Here is an 18270-nt window from a genome sequence, read left to right on the forward strand (position 1 = left end):
CCCCCTTAAAAATAAGAAAATAATTGCGCTTGTAGTTGCTTTAACGTTTTTAAACTTAAAATGAGTTCATCTTTTTCACGCGTCGTCATCGTCGTAAACGATAAAACAGACGAAGACGGTTGATTTGCTTTGTAGTGATTCCATTTATGGCGAATGTAAATGGCTAGCACGTTTTCTGCCGCTTTTTGCACATCTTTTGCAAACGATGGGGACAACACGTGTTTCTCCTTTAGCTTCTCAATTCGCTCAAACGGCGTGCCAGATACAATGCCATGAATTAATCCTAAAATTTGCACGCTATGGTGGTACGGAAATAGCACTTCTTTTTTCATATCAATCGTTTTCCGCTCAAGTCCAAAAATCGAACGAATCGGGCGGTCAAGCGTCGGAATTTCATTTTGCTTTTCCATCTCCACAAGCCGAAAAAAGAAAATTTTCGCTCGGTTTAACTGCTCGCGAATTTGTTGTTCAAACGTGCGATGCAAATCCATATCCCCATATACAAATCGATATGAAAAAAAGTTTTGTGCCAACAACAAATTGTCGTTTGTCGCATGAATCATCCATTCACGCAATCGGTCTTTCCACGTCTCTAATGAACCGCGCCATGCCTCTTCGCTCGCCATCATTTTTCCTTTGCATCGCTCATATCCCGCTTTCTCCATCATGTGCACAATCGCCTTGCCAAGGTTCGCAAAATACGAACGATGCTCCTCGCTTTCATACACGAGAAAATGATCTTGATCCGTCAGTAAAAACTGCTCTCCTCGGCCACTTGATCCCATTTGATAAAAAGCGAATCGGCATGGAGGCTCCCCTACTCTGTCCAACGCTAACGACAAACAACGCAATACGAGTCGATCATACAGTTTCGTAATCATATGTAAACATTGGGCAATCGGCACTTGATCGCGCAACATCGTTGCTAACAACTCGTAAATTGCCGTTTTCACTTTTGGCAACGTTTGTTCATCTGCATGATCGATTTGTTGAATGGTCCGCATCATGCTTTCGTTTTTCTTTCGCATTAAATCAGAAAACGTCACGATACCTTGCACTTTTCCGTCATCTACAACAGGCAAATGTTTCACCCCACGTTCAATCATTAGCGCAAGCGCATCGTAATAATACGCAAATCGCGAAATCGTCGCGACATCTTTTGTCATCACCCGTTCAACAACCGTATCGTACGGAAGCGATTGTCCTAGCACACGCTCGACAAGATCCGTTTCCGTTAAAATTCCACATAACGTTTGTTCATCTGTCACGACGATCGAACTAATATGAGCCGCCGCCATTTTTTTCGCCGCCTCTTGTACGGTTGCCGTCAACGGAAGGGTCACAACGTCGCGAATCATAACATCTTGCACAGGAACAACAAACGATGTAGCGTCCCCGAATTTACGCGCTTGCTTAATTTGCTCAGCAAGCGACACATATACATCTTTTAAACGAACACACACCTGCGCAAGTAAATAGTCATGTACGTTCGGATCATCCCATAACCGTGTTAACACGGAAAACGGCATGACAAGCACTTCACATCGTTCCGCCGCCCGTACCGCAACGAGCTCTTCTTTTCCATCGCTTTTCGATACACCTAAAAAATGGGCTAAGCTTGAAAATCCGATAATTCCTCCTTTTTGCACCACTTCAAGCACTTCGTCATATCCTTCATGCTCAACATATACTTCCGCCACCCCATCAAGCAACAACACAAGCCCTTTACGCTGCTCATTTTTCCCTAAAATCATCTCATCTTGTTCAAACGTTTTTCGTTCACATTCAGCGATAAGCTGTTCGATTTCGGATTGTGGCAATCCCTGAAATAATGGATGCATCAATATCCCCTCCCTTACAAAAACGGCATCTGTATATACAGATGCCGAACACATTATCTCATCCACACTTGACCGTCTTTGTATGTCATTTGCTCTGGATAACGAAGATCATACACTTCTTCTTGAACAGACTGTGAAGGTTCTTTCGTCATTAATGAAACAACGACATTCGCTAACATGGCCGCAACTGCTCCAAAAATTCCTGCCCCTGTATCAACAATTCCTGCAACTGAAAAGCCACCATACTTCGCTGCTAAAATGTAGCCTAGTGAAACGGCTAAACCGACAAGCATTCCTGCAATGGCACCAGCAGCGTTTGAACGTTTCCACCATACACCAAGGACAAGCGCCGGGAAGAACGTGCTTGCCGCAATCGCAAACGCCCATGCAACAATTTGTGTAATCACGCCCGGAGGATTTAAAGCGACTAAACCAGCTAACACCGTCGCTGCCGCAATCGAGATGCGTGCAACAAGCAAGCGATTTTGTTCCGATGCGTTCGGGCGCAAAATACGATAATAAATGTCGTGTGCAAATGACGATGAAATAGCAATCATTAAACCTCCTGCTGTTGATAATGCTGCCGCCATCGCTCCAGCTGCGACTAAGCCGATAACAAACATGCCAAGATTTGCGATTTCTGGTGTCGCCATAACGACGATGTCGTTGCTAATGACCATCTCTTGCCATTGTAAAATACCGTCGCCATTTGCATCCGCAATTTGCAACTTCCCTGTGTTAATCCATTTTTCTGTCCATGCTGGCAATTCGCTAATCTTTTGACCGACGACATTTTTAATTAGGATGAAGCGTGAAAATGCGGCATACGCAGGCGCTGATAAGTAAAGCAACCCGATGAATAAAAGTGCCCATGCCCCTGACCAACGGGCTGCTTTCATCGTTGATACCGTATAGAAACGAACGATGACGTGCGGTAGACCCGCTGTTCCAGCCATTAATGTAAACATAAGAGCGAGAAACTGCCATTTGCTACCATTCAAAAATGGTTCTGCATACTGTGAAATGCCTAATTGCTGATCCAACTCTTGAAACTGACCGACAATTTTTCCGTAAGAAAGCCACGGAATCGGGTTTCCTGTCAATTGAAGCGACATGAAAACGACCGGAATTAAGTAAGCGATAATTAAAATGACGTATTGCGCTACTTGCGTCCATGTAATTCCTTTCATTCCGCCAAACGCCGCATAAAACGCAATTAATACAACACCGATCATCGTACCGACTTTTGCATCTACCTCAAGCAAACGTCCGATAACGACGCCCGAGCCGGATAGCTGACCGATCGAATAAACGAATGAAATAATGATCGTACAGAGCGCTGCAATTACGCGAGCCGTATGACTTTCAAAACGATCGCCGATAAACTCCGGTACCGTATAACGACCGTATTTGCGAAGTTGTGGGGCAAGTAAAAATGTCAATAATAAGTATCCACCTGTCCACCCCATAATGTATGCAAGACCGTCATAGCCTAACAACATAATCGTACCGGCCATACCGATAAAGGATGCCGCACTCATCCAGTCCGCCGCAATCGCCATACCGTTTGAAAATGGAGAAATGCCGCGACCTGCGACGTAGAAATCAGACGTTTCTTTCGCCTTATTGTAAATTGCAATCCCGATATATAACGCAAATGATGCGATAATAATGGATAAAGACACGAGAAATTGTGTGTCCATGTTGCTCCCCCTTCCCCTTTGTTCTCTTAATGATCAAGTGTTTTCCCTGCGCTTAGTTGTTCGTTTTTCTCTTCGCTAATGCCGTACTTTTTATCAATGTTGTCACTTACTTTTGCGTTAATAAACAATAAGATGATAAACGTCGCAACGGCTCCTTGTGCTCCCATAAAGTAATGGAATGGGAAACCGTTAAACGTCATATTTTTAAATGACTCCGCGAACATAACGACGCCAAACGACACAATAAACCAAATAATCAAAAAAATAACAATTAACCACACACGCTCACGGAAGTACGCATCCGCCACTTTTTTGTCAATTTGTTTCAAACAAACACACCCCCAAGTTAAAAATAAATTTGACCGTTTCTAAAAATGGTGCTGGGAACGTTATGACTTCAAATAAAAAGTAAGCGAAGACTGACAAGAATGGAATGAGTAAAAAGAAAGGCTTTTGTTTACGAAAAGCAACGTACAAACTCGCAATTGTAATGGCTAAGATGAGGTAAAATGCAATCAAACAACTCCCCCCTATTTTGTAAGCGTTATCATTTTCTTTTAGCCCTCCCTACCTCCTAGTATGTACTGCTAAATTTTAAGAAAATTCTAACACAATCATATTATCTCCACTTTTCATTTCATCGTCAAGCATCTGTTCAAAAAATTTTCAAAATTTTTTATTCTGTATTATAACAAAAGGGTAGCCGATCGCTACCCTTCCCATGTCCATCTTGTTTTTGCTAATTGCACATCGCCACGGAAGATCGTTTTTGCTTCGTCGACAAGTTGTTCAACGTTGCCGAAATGAGGTAAGTGCGTTAGTAGCAATGTTTTAACGCCAGCGTCGCGCGCGATCGTTGCCGCTTCCTCGCTCGTCATATGCCCTGCTTGTTTCGCATGTTGCCCGGCATAAAAGTTGCATTCGCAAATCAGTACGTCCGCATGTTTTGCAAAAGGAACAAACTCAGGCAAATAACTAGAATCTGCTGTGTATACGACCGTCTTTTCTCCTGCACAAATGCGCATCGCATAACAAACAGCTGGATGTTCTGTCGGCATAAACGTAATCGTAAATGGACCGATATGAAGCTCATCGTTCGGATCGTACGCCACCGCTTTCGTCACTCCTTTATGAGCAAGGCGTGCGAATCCATCCCGATCAAACGAATGTCCATAAATAGGAAGCTCAGGCAAATGTGCGCCTAAATTTTTCTTAATGAGTCGCGCGTATTGAAGCGGTCCGATATCTGCGACATGGTCGTGATGATAATGTGATATGATAACCGCATCAATTTGCTCAATGTCAATGACGTTTTGAAGTTGCGCTAACGCTCCGCTTCCACAGTCAACTAACAGATGAAACCCGTCATGTTCAACTAAATAACATGACGTTGCTTCATTTTTTTTCGGAAATGCTCCCCAATAGCCGATCACTGTCACTTTCATATGTATTCACCTTCCTTGCAAAAATGTGTACAACTAAACGATACCAAATTTCTGAACAAATTTCACATACGCAAATGTTATAAAACAACTATTGACAAATATATATCTGTTATAATACAATAAAGTCAACAAAAGCGAAGGGGATGGGGAGTTATGTTAGAAAAAATGTCTGAATTTTATAAAAAGTTACCACCGAAAACATGTTGCGAGTGCGGCGAAGAAATGGAAGAACAACATGAATGTTACGGCAACGTTTGCGTGCAATGTTTAAACGTTTCTTGTTAAAGTAAAAAGCAGCCTGCGCGGCTGCTTTTTACTTTAACTTATATACACGTGCTTCATACGGTTTTAGCACAATCGTGTCAATCGATTCATTTTCATCGACCGTATAGTTGCTAATAAGCAATTGTTTTTCCGTAAACGTGATATGTGACGGCAATGTAAATGTTGGCTGCTCGCTGCTAAAGTTTGTGATGACAAGCAGCTGCTCATCGTTCAACTTGCGTACGTACGCATAAATTTGTTCATCATCTTCAAGCAACAGTTCATATGATCCGTATACGATAATTGGATGCTCTTTTCGGAGACGAATGAGTTTTTTATAATAATGGAACACCGAGTTTTCATCTTTCAACGCTTGTTCGACGTTAATGTCGCGATAATTCGGATTTACATTAATCCACGGAGTGCCTGTCGTAAAGCCTGCATGTTCTGTCGCATCCCATTGCATCGGTGTGCGCGCATTATCGCGACCGCGGTAATGAATCGCCTTTAATATTTTGTCTGGATCATACCCTTTGTTTACTACAACATCGTTCCATAAGTTAATCGTTTCCACGTCACGATAATATTCAATGGACGGGAAAGAAACGTTCGTCATACCGATTTCTTGTCCTTGATAAATGTATGGCGTTCCTTGCATCATATGTAGCCATGTCGCTAACATTTTTGCGCTTTCTACACGATACGTTTTGTCGTCACCAAAACGCGAAACAGAACGCGGTTGATCGTGATTTTCTAAATAAAGAGAGTTCCAACCTTTCCCGTGCAGTTCAACTTGCCATTTGCTCATAATTTTTTTCAAATCGGTTAATTTCCACGGTTGAATGTCCCACTTGCCGAGATGGCTACCCGGTTTCGAATCGACGTCCATATGCTCAAATTGAAACAACATATTCATTACGCCATCTTGCTCGTTCGTAAACCGAATGGCATCGTCTGTTGTGACCATTGGTGTTTCGCCGACTGTCATAATGTCGTATTTGCTTAATACTTTTTCTTTCATTTCACGCAAATAGTCCATTAATTTCGGACCGTTCACAAAATATTGACCGCCCCATTGATAACGATCGTTTGGATTTGTCACCGGCGCATCTGGCAAACCTTCTACTTTTGATAATAAGTTGATAACATCCATCCGGAATCCGTCAATGCCACGATCTAACCACCATGTCATCATGTTGAAAATTTCTTCGCGCACCTTTTCGTTTTCCCAGTTTAAATCTGGTTGTTTTTTCGAAAATAAATGTAAGTAATATTCCCCTGTCGCTTCATCATATTGCCAAGCAGAACCGCTGAAAAACGATTGCCAATTGTTCGGCTCTTTTCCGTCTTTCCCTGGTCGCCAAATGTAATAGTCGCGATACGGATTGTCTTTTGACTTGCGCGATTCAATAAACCAATGATGTTCATCTGACGTATGGTTGACGACTAAATCCATCACTAATTTCATGCCGCGTGCATGCATTTCGTGAAGCAGTTCGTCCCAGTCAGCGAGCGTACCAAACTCGTCCATAATGTCTTGATAGTCGCTAATGTCATAGCCGTTATCGTCGTTTGGCGACTTATATACAGGCGATAACCAAACGACATCGACGCCAAGCTCTTGTAAATAATCTAATTTTTCGATGATGCCGCGCAAATCGCCAATTCCGTCCCCATTTGAATCTTTAAAACTGCGCGGATAAATTTGATATACAACTGCTTCTTTCCACCACATGTTTATTCCTCTCCCCTCTATTCTTTTACAGAACCAGATGTTAAACCTGATACGATGCGACGTTGGAATAATAATACCATAATAACGAGCGGAATCGTAACGATAACGGTCGCTGCTGAAATTTCGCCCCATGGAATCGTATATTGCCCTTGGAACATTGCGATCCCAACCGGTACCGTTTTATAATTTTCTGCTGTGTTAATTGTTAACGCGAATAAAAATTCGTTCCATGCCGCAATAAACACGAGAATGGACGTTGTGAAAATGCCTGGTACAGCTAACGGCAAAATGACTTTAAAATACGTCTGCAACGGTGTTGCGCCGTCCATTTTCGCTGCTTCTTCTAAATCGAACGGAATTTTACGGAAAAACGTCACTAATAGCCAAATCGAAAGCGGCAACGCAAACGTCGTATACGGAATAATTAATCCTAAATAACTATTCGTTAGCCCAAACTTTTTAACAAACATATAAATTGGCGAAATCGTCGCGATTTGCGGAAACATCGAAACAGATAAAACGATGCCAAGAATAATCGATTTACCTTTAAAATCTAAACGGGCGATCGCATATGCAGCAAACGCTGCTACAAATACGGTATATACGGTTGTAATTGTCGCAATGACTGTGCTGTTCCATAAATATTTTAAAAACGGATAATTGACGAAAACAGAGACGTAACTTTTTAACGTCGGATGGCTCGTAAACCAATTAAACGCCTCATCTCCAAACAATTCCGTTAACGGCTTGATTGAACTTAATAAAATCCACAAAAATGGAAACATGACTAAAAAAACAAAAACAAATAAAAACACGTAAAACAATGGCCCGGCTTTCTTTTGCATCGTCGCACCTCCTATTTTCGATCAGAAATGAGGTCAGCACCTAAAATCTTAATGTAAATCGTCGAAATAATCGCTACGCAAATAAAGACGATTACCGCTAACGCTGAACCGCCACCGAAGTTTGTTTGTGAGAACATGACTTTATATGCTAAAATCGAAATCGTTTCTGTCGAGTTCGCTGGTCCGCCGCCTGTCAATACGAAAATTAAGTCAAATACACGAAACGCATCAAGCGTACGGAACAAGAGTGCAACAAGAATGCTTGACTTTAAAAGAGGTAGCGTAATTTTGACGAACTGTTGCCACTTTGTCGCTCCGTCAATCGATGCCGCCTCGTATAGTGAGCTTGGGATCGTCTGCAAACCTGCTAGCAGCAATAATGCCATGTATGGAGTCGTTTTCCACACGTCAGCGAAAATGACAGCAAACATTGCTCCTGTTCCTGTCGTGAGTAGCTCACTCATATCATTAATAATTCCGATATCCGCGAAGTATTTTGCAACAATTCCGTTTTGTCCATCATATAAAAATTTCCACATTAACGCGGATACGGCTGTCGGAATTGCCCACGGAATTAAAATCGTTGCTCTGACAAGTCCGCGTCCAAAAAACGCTTTATTAATCAACAGCGCGATCGCTAAACCGAGCACTAGTTCAATGGATACAGAAATAACCGTAAATACAGTTGTATTCCAAAGCGCTTTCCATAAACGGGAGTCGCTCAAATAGTTTTTGTAATGTGCTAAACCGACAAAGTTCGGTTCAATAACCGCCCCGCTTAATCCGTTTGCAAGCCCTGTTAATTTGTCCCCTTGTTTTAATTGTCCGTTTTCGTTTAATGTCTTTAATGTTTGTTTCGTTTCGCTAATCGTTTTTGTTAAATGTTGTGCCGCTTCTTCATCAATAGAAACAATTTTGAGCTCTTCACTCGGCACTTCAAAATTATTTAAAATTTCATCAACTTGTTCATATCGTTTTGCTACTTCTTTATCCGCGCGAATTTCCTCATCGACTTGTTGCAATTTTTCTTGCAACGATTCCAGCTGTTCTTTTTCCGCACCCGTTGCTTGAGCTATCTCTTGCTTTAATGCGCTCATTAAAAATGGATAATTTTCTAAATATCGCTCTAAGTTTAAGCTGTAATCAAGATGGAGAGAGGACTTCGCTGGGTTGTTGAGACGATAGTCAAATAAACTGAAATAAAATGACTGAATGACTGGCCAAATGGCGACAGCTAAAATAAGCAAAAGCGACGGAGCAACAAGAATATACGCTAAACGGCGCTCCGATTTTTTTTCGTTTTTCACTCGTTGTTCCCCCTTTATGCAAAGGATTTAGCCTTCAGCGCTCAAAAGAGGCTGAAGGCTAACGTGTCATTACTGCATAACAGCTTTAATTTCTTTTTCCATGTTCGCAACTGCTTCTTCAACTGTAATTTGTCCAGCAATCGCTTTTGATACGTTAATTTGAATAATTTCAGACACTTCTGGGTAGTTTGGTACAACTGGACGTGGTACCGCTGCGTTTAATCCGTTAACAAATCCTTCTTCTGCGAAGAATGGATTCGCTTTTAACACTTCTTCATCTTTAAATAGTTCTGGAAGCGTTGGTGCTAAACCGCCGTAAATCGCAGAAATTTTTTGACCTTCTGGACCAGTCATAAATTTCACAAATTCCCAAGCTGCTTCTTTATTTTTCGAATATGCGTTAATTGCTGTCATCCATCCACCTAATGCGGCAGCTGCCCCTTTATCACCAGCAGGGAGTGGCGCAACGCCGACTTTGTCAACGATTTTTGATTGTTCTGGATCGTTTGCTAACGCGTATTGATATGGCCAGTTGCGAATAAATGGAGATTGACCTTCAATAAACGCTGTATGAGATTCTGGTTCTGTAAATGTTGTAATGTTGCTTGGCACAACGTCAGATGTTGCAATCTCAACCATTTTCTTTAATCCTTTAATTGTTTCAGGGCTATTGACAACAACATTATTGTTTTCGTCTACAATTTTTCCACCGTATGCCGCAATAAATTCAATCGCGTTACATACTAACCCTTCATATTGTTTCGCCTGCATTAAGTAGCCGAATTGTGTACCACCTTGCCCTTTAAACTCACGTGCAGCTGTCAACAACTCATCCCAAGTTTTTGGTACTTTCTCCTCTGGTACGATATCTTTACGATAAAATAATAGTCCTGTGTCAATAAATTTCGGCATCGCCCATTGTTTTCCGTCGAAGTTTCCAGCTGCGAGTGCACCTTGGTTATATGCATTTAAATCAATGCCGTCTTTTTCAATAAAACGATCGAGCGGAAGAACATATCCAGCTTGCGCAAATTCTGCTGGCCAAACGACGTCTAAATCCATGACGTCAATTTCAGACGACTTCGCATTTAACATCGTGACGTATGCATCGTGCTGAGCCCCTGTGTCTGAAGGCATTTCGCGGAATTCAACATCAATGTTTGGATATTTTGCTTCAAACGCTTTGACGATTTCTTCTGTCGCTTTTGTTGCATCTTTACCGCGAGCGTACACAATTTTTACAACTTCTTCTGATTTTTTTGCATCGTCTTTTTTATCCGTTGTTTCCTTCTTGTCTGTGTCTTGACCGCCAGAACAAGCTGTCAAGCCGAGCGTAAGCGCTAACAATGCAGAAGAAAATTTCGTTGCCTTCTTCATGAAAAAGTCCCCCTTTATTGAATAAAATGTATGTCAAGCTTCACTTTTATGAAGCTCGCTACCAACTGTCGACGCACGTACAATCAACTGAAGTGGAAATTCATAAATTTCTTGTACGTCATACCTTTTTGTCTGAATTTTTTCTACGATAATATCCACCGCTTTTTGTGCCATTTGTTTGACTGGCTGATGCACAGTTGTAATCGTCGGGTTTGTTAGCTCAGTAATCGCTTGATTGTCAAAACCAACAACAGCTAAATGTTCAGGGATGCGATAGCCACATCTTAACGCCTCAGATATAATGCCGGCCGCTACTTCATCGCTTCCGGTGAATACAGCCGTCGGTCGCTCTGAAAGCGCCATCATTTTTTGGAATACACGCTTCCCGTCTGCGATATGAAACGCATCGCGAAAAGCATACTGCTCATGAAATGAAACTTTATACTCCGCCAGCGCCTTTTTAAAACCGATTTCACGCGACTTTGCCACATTGCTTCGATAACCGCCGGAACAGTATGCGATTTTCGTATGGCCTTGTTCGAGCAAATGTTTTGTCGCTATGTATCCCCCGTATACTTGATCGAGCCGAACCGTTGGAACGTTTGCACGATCATCAAACTCATTGCAAAGGACAATCGGCCCGTATTGCAAAAAAGGTTTTAGCTTTTTCCATTCATTTTGAATAGAAGCTAAAATAACACCATCTACTTGTTTCGTTTTTAATAAATTCATATAGTTTAACTCTTTTTCAGGCGAATAGCGCGTCTGACAAATAATGAGCTGGTAGCCATATTCGGCTGCCGCAATTTCTGTCGCTTCTACAAGTTCGCTGAAAAAAGGATTTGTAATACGCGGAATAAATAGCGCTAAAATGCTCGTTTTTTGATTCCGCAAACTTCTAGCCGATGAATTCGGTACATACCCTAGCTTTTCCATCGCTTCAAGCACGAGCTTTCGTTTCTCTTCTGACACGTACGGGTGATTGTTAATGACGCGCGAAACCGTCGTCCGTGAAAGCCCTGTTAGCTTGGCGACATCTTCAATCGTCGCCATCCTCCCATTCCCCCCTCATTCCAATCGAAAAGAAACGAATGAAATCGTTTTCATATCCATATTATACGCACATCATCTTGTATATGCAAGTTAATTTTTTAAAAATTTTTTCATCAAAAAAACTTCTGAAGCATATTACGCCTCAGAAGCTCGTTCGACAATCGTTATAAATTGACGACGATGTTGAATCGTAAAATACGTCATCGTTCCAGCCATCATAACGACAATAAACATAAGTAATTTGCCGACGTTTTCCCACATAAACGCAAAATCACCGCTCGAAATGACCGTTTTAAATCCGAAAACAGAATATGTCATCGGCAGCCATGCGTTAAAATGTTGCAATGCACGTGGAATTAACTCAAGCGGGAACGTACCTGCGCTTGTCGTTAATTGTAAAATTAAGATGACAATTCCGATAAATCGTCCTGGATCTCCAAAAACTGTAACGAGAAATTGAATGACTGATAAAAAGGTAATGCTTGTCACCACGCTAAACAAAAGAAATAACGGAACGCTTTTCACCTGTAAATCAAGCCCGAAAAGCAATACGCTGTCCGCAAGAAGCGCTTGTAACACACCCACACCAATGAGTACACCAAACTTCGCAAAAAACCATTGAAATGGTGAGCGTGGCACTCCAGCCGGTTCGCGAAGTGGAAAGACGATCGAAAGTAAAAGCGCACCGACAAACAATCCTAACGACAAGAAATATGGTGTAAACCCTGTTCCGTAGTTTGGCACTTCATTGATTTTTTTATCTTTTACTTTCACCGGTTCGGCAAACATGTTATATACGTCTTCGTTTGCTTTGACGTTGCTTGCTTTTTCAGCACCTTCTTTCAATTTATCTGCTAGTTCTCCTGAACCGTCCGCAAGCTGATTCATTCCATCTTGCAATGTTTCGGTTCCGTTTGTTAGTTCATTCATTCCGTTCGCTAATTGTTGTGCACCATCCGCTAACCGATGCGCACCATCTTGCAGTTGGTCGCCCCCATTCGCAAGAGCTTGCAAACCAGAAGCAAGTGTTTGACCACCATTTGCGAGCTTCTCTGTCCCTTGTTTCGCTTCTTGCATTTTTTCATGTAACGTATGCATGCCCGAAACAAGCTGTTCTTGTCCGTTCACTAATGCATTTGCGCCATCGGCGAGTTGCTGTTGTCCAGCAAGCAGTTCGTTTACGCCGCTATCGAGAGCCACATGCCCTTCATGTAGTCGCTTTGCCCCTTCGCTTAAAGACGTCGCACCTACTTGTAACGCTTTAGCTCCATTGTTCAACTGTACAACGCCTGTTTCTACTTGTTTGCTCCCTAGTGATAATTGCTCAACATGTTGTTTTAATTGCTCGTATACCGCTTTTTGTACTGGATCTGACGCTTGCGCAACAAGCGTATTAAGTTGCGAAACGAGTTGCTCTAACCCGCTTGTCACTTGCGTCGCACCCGCTTGAACTTGCGTAGCTCCTTGTTGCCACTCGGCAAGCGATGTAACTAGTTGTTCCGTCCCGCCACTTAATTGCTCTGAGCCTTGTAAAAGTAGTGGCATGCGAGCATCGAGCGCTTTCATTCCTTCAAGTATACGATTTGTACCTAAAGCCAGTTTTACTGTTCCTTCTTTTGCTTGCTGTGCTCCTGCAAGCAATTGTCCTTGCCCATCTACCATGCGCTTCATTCCATCATGAAGCGTTTGAACACCGGTTTGAACTTGCATTGAACCGTCAGCTGCTTGATGCAAACCGTCCGTAAATGTAATTGATTTTTCAGCAAGCGTCGCTAAATGGCGATACAATTCATTGGAGCCATCTCGCGCTTTGTTCATCCCATCATATAGCCTGTTCGTTCCGTCTTTTGCATCTATCAATCCGTCATGCAATTTGTTTGCCCCATCGCTCGCTTTTGTTAATCCGTCCGCCAACGTTTTTACGTTTTCAAACATGTTTTCGGCGTACGTTTCGGTTAATGTTTTTGCTACCTCTGTTTTAATTCTTTCTACTGCTGTTCCACCGATTTGGGCAGATAAAAAGTTAAACCCTTCATTTGGCTTGTAAATAAGTTGAAGCTTTTTCGGGTGATCATCTTGTAACGTCGTTGCGTTTTTAGAAAAATCTTCAGGAATTTCAATCAGCATATAATACCGTTGCTCTTTTAATCCTTTTTCCCCTTCACTTTGGCTTACAAAATGCCAATCAAACTGTTTCTTTTCTTTTAGCTTGTCGACGAGATCATCACCAATATGGAGCTCTTCTCCTTCAAATGTCGCGCCTTTGTCATTATTAACAACAGCGACAGGCAAATCGTCTAAATGATCATACGGATCCCAAAACGCCCATAAAAACATACCACTATATAAAAGCGGAATAAATAAAACAGCGATAATCGGAATAAGCACTTTCCGATTGGACGTGACCGCTTTTATTTCTTTTATAAACAATTTGCTCAACCCCCTTTTTAAAATATTGACCAATTTGTTCATTTAGTCATTTTACACAAAAAAGAGAAGGATCATCATCGAGATAATCCTTTTAATAAATACGAATCAAACAGTTCGGCAATTTTTTGTTGCGACAACGGCTCATGCTCTTTTTCCCAATCAACATGTAACGCGATATACATCTTGAACATTAAAAACGCCGTTAGCTCTGCATCGCACAAACGAATTTCCCCTTTTGCCATCGCCTCTTCTATTTTTTCCCGCACATAAGCGATCATTTCACGATCAAGTCGCTTCATCACATCACGTACAGCTGGCGTGCCGATATCGCGCACTTCTTGTAACAGCTTAATCGTCAACTCATGTTCTTTGCGAAACGTAAAAATACGTTGCAAAGCACGTTGTACGTTTTCGTTAAACGATAAGCGTTGATCGATTGCCGCGTCTGCCTCATGCTTAATTTCAGAAATGATCGAAGAAACGATGTCTTCAAGCAGCTCTTCTTTACTTTTAAAAAACGTGTAAATCGTCCCTTTTCCGACATTCGCCATTTTCGCTACTTGGTCCATCGTCGTTGCTTTATAGCCAAAAAGCGAAAATGACTTCGCTGCCGCTTCAATAATTTGTTTTCTTTTATCTGACATAGGCGTTCATCCTTTATTTTGACTAAATGAACATTTTGGTCATTTTGTTTTATATCGTAACACATATGATCTGTAGTTGCAAGAAAAAAGGTGCCTTTTATAGCGACACCTTTTCTTTCGTATAAGCTAAATAATGCAATACTTTTTTAACTGCCTCTTCCCCTTGATCGATGCAATCCGGGAGCCCAAGCCCTTCATACGAACTTCCTGCCAAAAAGATGCCTGGAAGATGTTGTTGCATATGTTGTTTCACCCGTTCCATCCGTTCACGATGACCGACCGTATATTGCGGCATCGATTGTTTCCAACGTGTCACAATCGAAAACATCGGATTCATCGTAATGTTCATCACTTTATTTAAATCGTCCATCACGACTTGAACGATATCTTCGTCTGTTTGATCAACAATCGCCTCATCCCCAGGACGTCCGACATAACAACGCAACAAAACATAACCTTCTGGTGTCGTATGTGGCCATTTTTTATGCGTCCACGTACATGCGGTAATCGTATAATCGCTATCGCGCGAAACAACAAATCCCGTTCCATTCATATCCTTCGCGACCGCTTCTTTCGGAAACGCTAATGCGACCGTTGCAACAGACGTCGATGGCATCGTTTCAAAAGAAGAAAACATCGTTTCATTCGGAAAAAGCGATGGCAATGATTGATGCGGAACAGCGACTACAACGCTATCCGCTTCTTTTTTCTCCCCGTTGCTTAACGTTAACACATATCGTTCCTCAACCTTCTCAATCCGCTCAACACGGACTCCTTTATGCACCGTTCCTTTTTCCAACCTTTGCTCAATCGCATCGACAAGCGAAGCCAACCCCGTTTTTAACGTTTGAAAAATGCCTTTGTCGCTTTTTTGTTTCGTTTTTTGTTTCGGCATCGATCGCTTCATGCCGAGCACGAGACTTCCGTGTTTTTGCTCTAAGTGGAAATATTGAGGAAACGTTGCCATTAAGCTAAGTTGGTCAATATCGCCTGCATAAATGCCTGATAATAAAGGTTCAATGAGGCGATCCACCACTTCATTTCCGAGACGACGGCGGAAAAATTGCCCGAGCGATACGTCCCCCTTCGTTTTTAACGGTGGCAAAACAAAGTCAGCTGCAGCTCGCAACTTTCCAAATGGCGAAAACAGTCGCGTTACAACAAACGGTGCAAGCTTCGTCGGAATGCCCATCACCGCTCCGCTTGGAATCGGATGAAGCGTTCGATTAACGAGAATGTACGATTGACCTGCCGTATTATGCACGAGCTCTTTCTCAAGCCCGACTTCGTGAATGAGGCGTGAGGCGCTCATTTTTCGTGCCAAAAAAGAATCCGGTCCGCGCTCAATGACAAAACCATCGCGATACACCGTTTGCACTTTTCCGCCAAGTCGATGACTCGCTTCAATTAATTCACACGAAATGGGCAACTGTTTTTCGCGCGCTTCTTTTTGCAAGTAATACGCTGCCGCAAGTCCCGTCATCCCACCGCCAATAATGACGACTTTCTTTTTCATGACACTTCCCCTTCTTTTCGCAAATGGTTTAACACAACAGTTGCAAGGGCGTCAATAAACTGCGGATGGGCGTTTGGCATCGGCGGGCGATAGTAACTGACGCCAAGTTCATCTGTTACTTGTTTACATTCAATGTCGTTATCGTACAACACTTCTAAATGATCGGACACAAATCCTGCTGGAACGTATACGAATGCCTCGTACCCTTTTTCTTCATATAGTTGTCGCGTTAAATCTTGCACATCAGGACCTAGCCAAGGCTCTGGCGTATTGCCTGCACTTTGCCAACCAATGACGTATTCCGAAACACCTGCTTCTTTCGCAATGAAATCGGCTGTTTCTTGTAGTTGTTTTGGATACGGATCTCCCATTGCAATAATTTTTTCAGGCAAGCTGTGGGCGGAAACGATCAACACCGCTTTTTCCCGCTCTCGTTCAGACATCGAAGCATACGTTTCTTTTACTCGTTCTGCCCAATATTGAATAAATTTCTGTTCAGTATACCAACTTTCCACACACGTCAACTTCGGTCCACCTAAACGGGCCGCTTCTTCTTTTGCTCGTTCGTTATATGATTTGACACTAAATGTCGAAAAATGCGGCGCTAATACGATCGAAACCGCTTCTTCTATTCCGTCTTCATGCATTTGCCGAACGGCATCTTCAACGAACGGCTCAATATGCTTTAATCCTAAATACATGCGAAATTCAATCTCGTCTTGTACTTCATTAAGTCGCTCGGCAAGTTTTTCCGCCTGTTGTTTTGTAATAGCTGCAAGCGGTGAGATGCCTCCGATCGCTTCGTAACGCTCGCGAAGATCCGCTAGCATCTCTTCCGACGGTTTGCGACCATGACGAATGTGCGTGTAATATCGCTCTAAATCCTCTTCTTTATACGGCGTGCCGTACGCCATGACAAGCAATCCCATTACTTTTTTTGACATCGTTTATTCATCCTTTTCTTTTTGCTGAATAATCGTGGATAAACGCTGTAAGTCGTTTTAACGTTTCTGGCTTGATTTGTGGGAAAATGCCATGCCCTAAGTTAAATACGTACCCACCTTCATGCGCCATGCCTTCATCTAAAATTTGTTTGACGCGCGCTTCGATAACTTCCCATGGGGCAAGCAATACGGCTGGATCTAAATTGCCTTGTAACGCTTTTGTCAGCCCCATCTCGCGCGCTTCACGAATCGATAAGCGCCAATCTAAACCGACGACATCAAGCGGCAAATCGTGCCATTCTTTCGCTAAATGGCTTGCGCCAACCCCAAACATAATAAGCGGAACATGTTCGTCACGAAGCGCGGTAAAAATACGCTCCATCGTCGGTTTAATAAATTGACGATAATCAGAAACATTGACTGCACCAACCCAAGAATCGAAAATTTGAATGGCGCTTGCCCCGGCACGAATTTGCGCTTTCACGTAACGAATTGTCATATCCGCTAGCTTATCCATAAGGGCAAACCATGCTTTCGGTTCCGCATACATAAACGCTTTCGTTTTATTATAGTTTTTCGAAGGGCCACCTTCAATCATATAGCTCGCTAATGTAAACGGCGCACCAGCAAAACCGATGAGCGGAACAGTCAGTTGCTCTTTCGTCAATAGGCGAATCGTTTCAAGCACGTATGGCACGTCGTTTTCTGGATCAATTTCACCGAGACGTTCGACATCGGCAAGCGAACGAATCGGATTGTCGATAACTGGTCCGATACCCGCTTTAATATCGACATCGACACCGATCGCTGGAAGCGGTGACATAATATCTTTATATAAAATGGCCGCATCGACGTTATATTGTTCAACAGGCAAACGCGTCACATAGGCGCATAGCTCTGGTTGGTGTGTAATTTCAAAAAGCGAATATTTTTCTTTCAACGCGCGGTATTCCGGTTGCGAACGCCCTGCTTGTCTCATATACCAAACAGGAACGTATTCCGTCGCTTCTCCGCGACAGGCACGTAAAAATGTATCGTTTTTAATCATCATGTCCATCCTTTCATGTTATGTAATCGCTTATATTATAGTGTAGCGAAATTGTTTATTTGTTTCCACTAACACAACTATACCGATTTTTTCACCGTCTGGGTAGTAATAATGTGCA

At 42.5% G+C, this 18270-nt stretch carries 16 protein-coding genes; 1 reads left to right on the forward strand and 15 read right to left on the reverse strand.

What is annotated here, in order from left to right; genetic code table 11:
- Positions 1-5 precede the first annotated feature (5 nt).
- The 5 genes from BO219_RS00680 to BO219_RS00700 form a co-directional block, all read right to left on the reverse strand.
- Positions 6-1841, reverse strand: a complete 1836-nt coding sequence (locus tag BO219_RS00680) for a DUF294 nucleotidyltransferase-like domain-containing protein (protein ID WP_077427756.1) — start codon at positions 1839-1841, stop codon at positions 6-8.
- 53 nt (positions 1842-1894) lie between these two features.
- Positions 1895-3544, reverse strand: coding sequence for a sodium:solute symporter family protein (locus BO219_RS00685; RefSeq protein WP_077427758.1), 1650 nt, complete (start codon positions 3542-3544; stop codon positions 1895-1897).
- Between the two features lie 26 nt (positions 3545-3570).
- A complete protein-coding gene (locus tag BO219_RS00690; protein ID WP_077427760.1) occupies positions 3571-3873 on the reverse strand; it encodes a DUF4212 domain-containing protein in 303 nt (100 codons plus the stop codon).
- Positions 3860-4063 carry a hypothetical protein gene (locus BO219_RS00695; protein WP_077427762.1) on the reverse strand — a complete coding sequence of 68 codons (204 nt, stop codon included), beginning with the start codon at positions 4061-4063 and terminating at the stop codon, positions 3860-3862. Before BO219_RS00695 ends, BO219_RS00690 begins: the two co-directional genes overlap by 14 nt.
- Positions 4064-4254: 191 nt before the next feature.
- The gene (locus BO219_RS00700; RefSeq protein WP_077427764.1) at positions 4255-4989 is read right to left on the reverse strand and encodes an MBL fold metallo-hydrolase; all 735 of its coding nucleotides are present in this window, start codon (positions 4987-4989) and stop codon (positions 4255-4257) included.
- Positions 4990-5142: 153 nt separating this feature from the next.
- On the opposite strand from BO219_RS00700, the gene yhfH reads away from it, so the two are divergent.
- Positions 5143-5274: a protein YhfH gene (gene yhfH / locus BO219_RS00705; RefSeq protein WP_077427766.1), complete on the forward strand. Its 132-nt coding sequence runs from the start codon at positions 5143-5145 to the stop codon at positions 5272-5274.
- A 28-nt stretch (positions 5275-5302) separates the two neighbouring features.
- Here the strand turns inward: yhfH and BO219_RS00710 are convergent, their stop codons facing one another.
- The 10 genes from BO219_RS00710 to hemE form a co-directional block, all read right to left on the reverse strand.
- Entirely contained in the window at positions 5303-6988 is a 1686-nt protein-coding gene (locus tag BO219_RS00710) for a glycoside hydrolase family 13 protein (protein WP_077427768.1), read from the reverse strand.
- 17 nt (positions 6989-7005) lie between these two features.
- Positions 7006-7833, reverse strand: a complete 828-nt coding sequence (locus BO219_RS00715) for a carbohydrate ABC transporter permease (protein WP_077427770.1) — start codon at positions 7831-7833, stop codon at positions 7006-7008.
- An 11-nt stretch (positions 7834-7844) separates the two neighbouring features.
- Positions 7845-9140 carry an ABC transporter permease subunit gene (locus tag BO219_RS00720; protein WP_077427772.1) on the reverse strand — a complete coding sequence of 432 codons (1296 nt, stop codon included), beginning with the start codon at positions 9138-9140 and terminating at the stop codon, positions 7845-7847.
- A 69-nt stretch (positions 9141-9209) separates the two neighbouring features.
- On the reverse strand, positions 9210-10517 hold the full coding sequence (locus tag BO219_RS00725) for an ABC transporter substrate-binding protein (RefSeq protein ID WP_077427774.1): 1308 nt from the start codon (positions 10515-10517) through the stop codon (positions 9210-9212).
- A 33-nt stretch (positions 10518-10550) separates the two neighbouring features.
- Positions 10551-11570, reverse strand: coding sequence for a LacI family DNA-binding transcriptional regulator (locus BO219_RS00730; RefSeq protein ID WP_077427776.1), 1020 nt, complete (start codon positions 11568-11570; stop codon positions 10551-10553).
- Positions 11571-11705: 135 nt separating this feature from the next.
- A complete protein-coding gene (locus tag BO219_RS00735; protein WP_077427778.1) occupies positions 11706-14042 on the reverse strand; it encodes a YhgE/Pip domain-containing protein in 2337 nt (778 codons plus the stop codon).
- A 32-nt stretch (positions 14043-14074) separates the two neighbouring features.
- Positions 14075-14644 carry a TetR/AcrR family transcriptional regulator gene (locus BO219_RS00740; RefSeq protein ID WP_077427780.1) on the reverse strand — a complete coding sequence of 190 codons (570 nt, stop codon included), beginning with the start codon at positions 14642-14644 and terminating at the stop codon, positions 14075-14077.
- Positions 14645-14741: 97 nt separating this feature from the next.
- Positions 14742-16160 (reverse strand): protoporphyrinogen oxidase, encoded by a 1419-nt coding sequence (gene hemY / locus BO219_RS00745; protein ID WP_077427782.1) that lies wholly within the window; start codon positions 16158-16160, stop codon positions 14742-14744.
- Positions 16157-17104 (reverse strand): ferrochelatase, encoded by a 948-nt coding sequence (gene hemH / locus BO219_RS00750; protein ID WP_077427784.1) that lies wholly within the window; start codon positions 17102-17104, stop codon positions 16157-16159. The genes hemY and hemH overlap by 4 nt, the downstream gene beginning before the upstream one ends.
- A gap of 7 nt (positions 17105-17111) precedes the next feature.
- On the reverse strand, positions 17112-18161 hold the full coding sequence (gene hemE, locus BO219_RS00755) for a uroporphyrinogen decarboxylase (protein ID WP_006319083.1): 1050 nt from the start codon (positions 18159-18161) through the stop codon (positions 17112-17114).
- Positions 18162-18270: the final 109 nt, after the last annotated feature.

The organism is Anoxybacillus kestanbolensis (genome assembly GCF_001996285.1).
GTDB classification, from domain to species: Bacteria; Bacillota; Bacilli; order Bacillales; family Anoxybacillaceae; genus Anoxybacillus; species Anoxybacillus kestanbolensis_A.

Excerpts from the sequence above, each read along its gene's own strand:
- BO219_RS00680 (WP_077427756.1), bottom strand. The coding sequence starts at position 1,841 with ATGCATCCATTATTTCAGGGATTGCCACAATCCGAAATCGAACAGCTT.
- BO219_RS00685 (WP_077427758.1), bottom strand. The coding sequence starts at position 3,544 with ATGGACACACAATTTCTCGTGTCTTTATCCATTATTATCGCATCATTT.
- BO219_RS00700 (WP_077427764.1), bottom strand. The coding sequence starts at position 4,989 with ATGAAAGTGACAGTGATCGGCTATTGGGGAGCATTTCCGAAAAAAAAT.
- yhfH (WP_077427766.1), top strand. The coding sequence starts at position 5,143 with ATGTTAGAAAAAATGTCTGAATTTTATAAAAAGTTACCACCGAAAACA.
- BO219_RS00710 (WP_077427768.1), bottom strand. The coding sequence starts at position 6,988 with ATGTGGTGGAAAGAAGCAGTTGTATATCAAATTTATCCGCGCAGTTTT.
- BO219_RS00715 (WP_077427770.1), bottom strand. The coding sequence starts at position 7,833 with ATGCAAAAGAAAGCCGGGCCATTGTTTTACGTGTTTTTATTTGTTTTT.
- BO219_RS00725 (WP_077427774.1), bottom strand. The coding sequence starts at position 10,517 with ATGAAGAAGGCAACGAAATTTTCTTCTGCATTGTTAGCGCTTACGCTC.
- BO219_RS00730 (WP_077427776.1), bottom strand. The coding sequence starts at position 11,570 with ATGGCGACGATTGAAGATGTCGCCAAGCTAACAGGGCTTTCACGGACG.
- BO219_RS00735 (WP_077427778.1), bottom strand. The coding sequence starts at position 14,042 with ATGAACAAATTGGTCAATATTTTAAAAAGGGGGTTGAGCAAATTGTTT.
- BO219_RS00740 (WP_077427780.1), bottom strand. The coding sequence starts at position 14,644 with ATGTCAGATAAAAGAAAACAAATTATTGAAGCGGCAGCGAAGTCATTT.
- hemY (WP_077427782.1), bottom strand. The coding sequence starts at position 16,160 with ATGAAAAAGAAAGTCGTCATTATTGGCGGTGGGATGACGGGACTTGCG.
- hemH (WP_077427784.1), bottom strand. The coding sequence starts at position 17,104 with ATGTCAAAAAAAGTAATGGGATTGCTTGTCATGGCGTACGGCACGCCG.
- hemE (WP_006319083.1), bottom strand. The coding sequence starts at position 18,161 with ATGGACATGATGATTAAAAACGATACATTTTTACGTGCCTGTCGCGGA.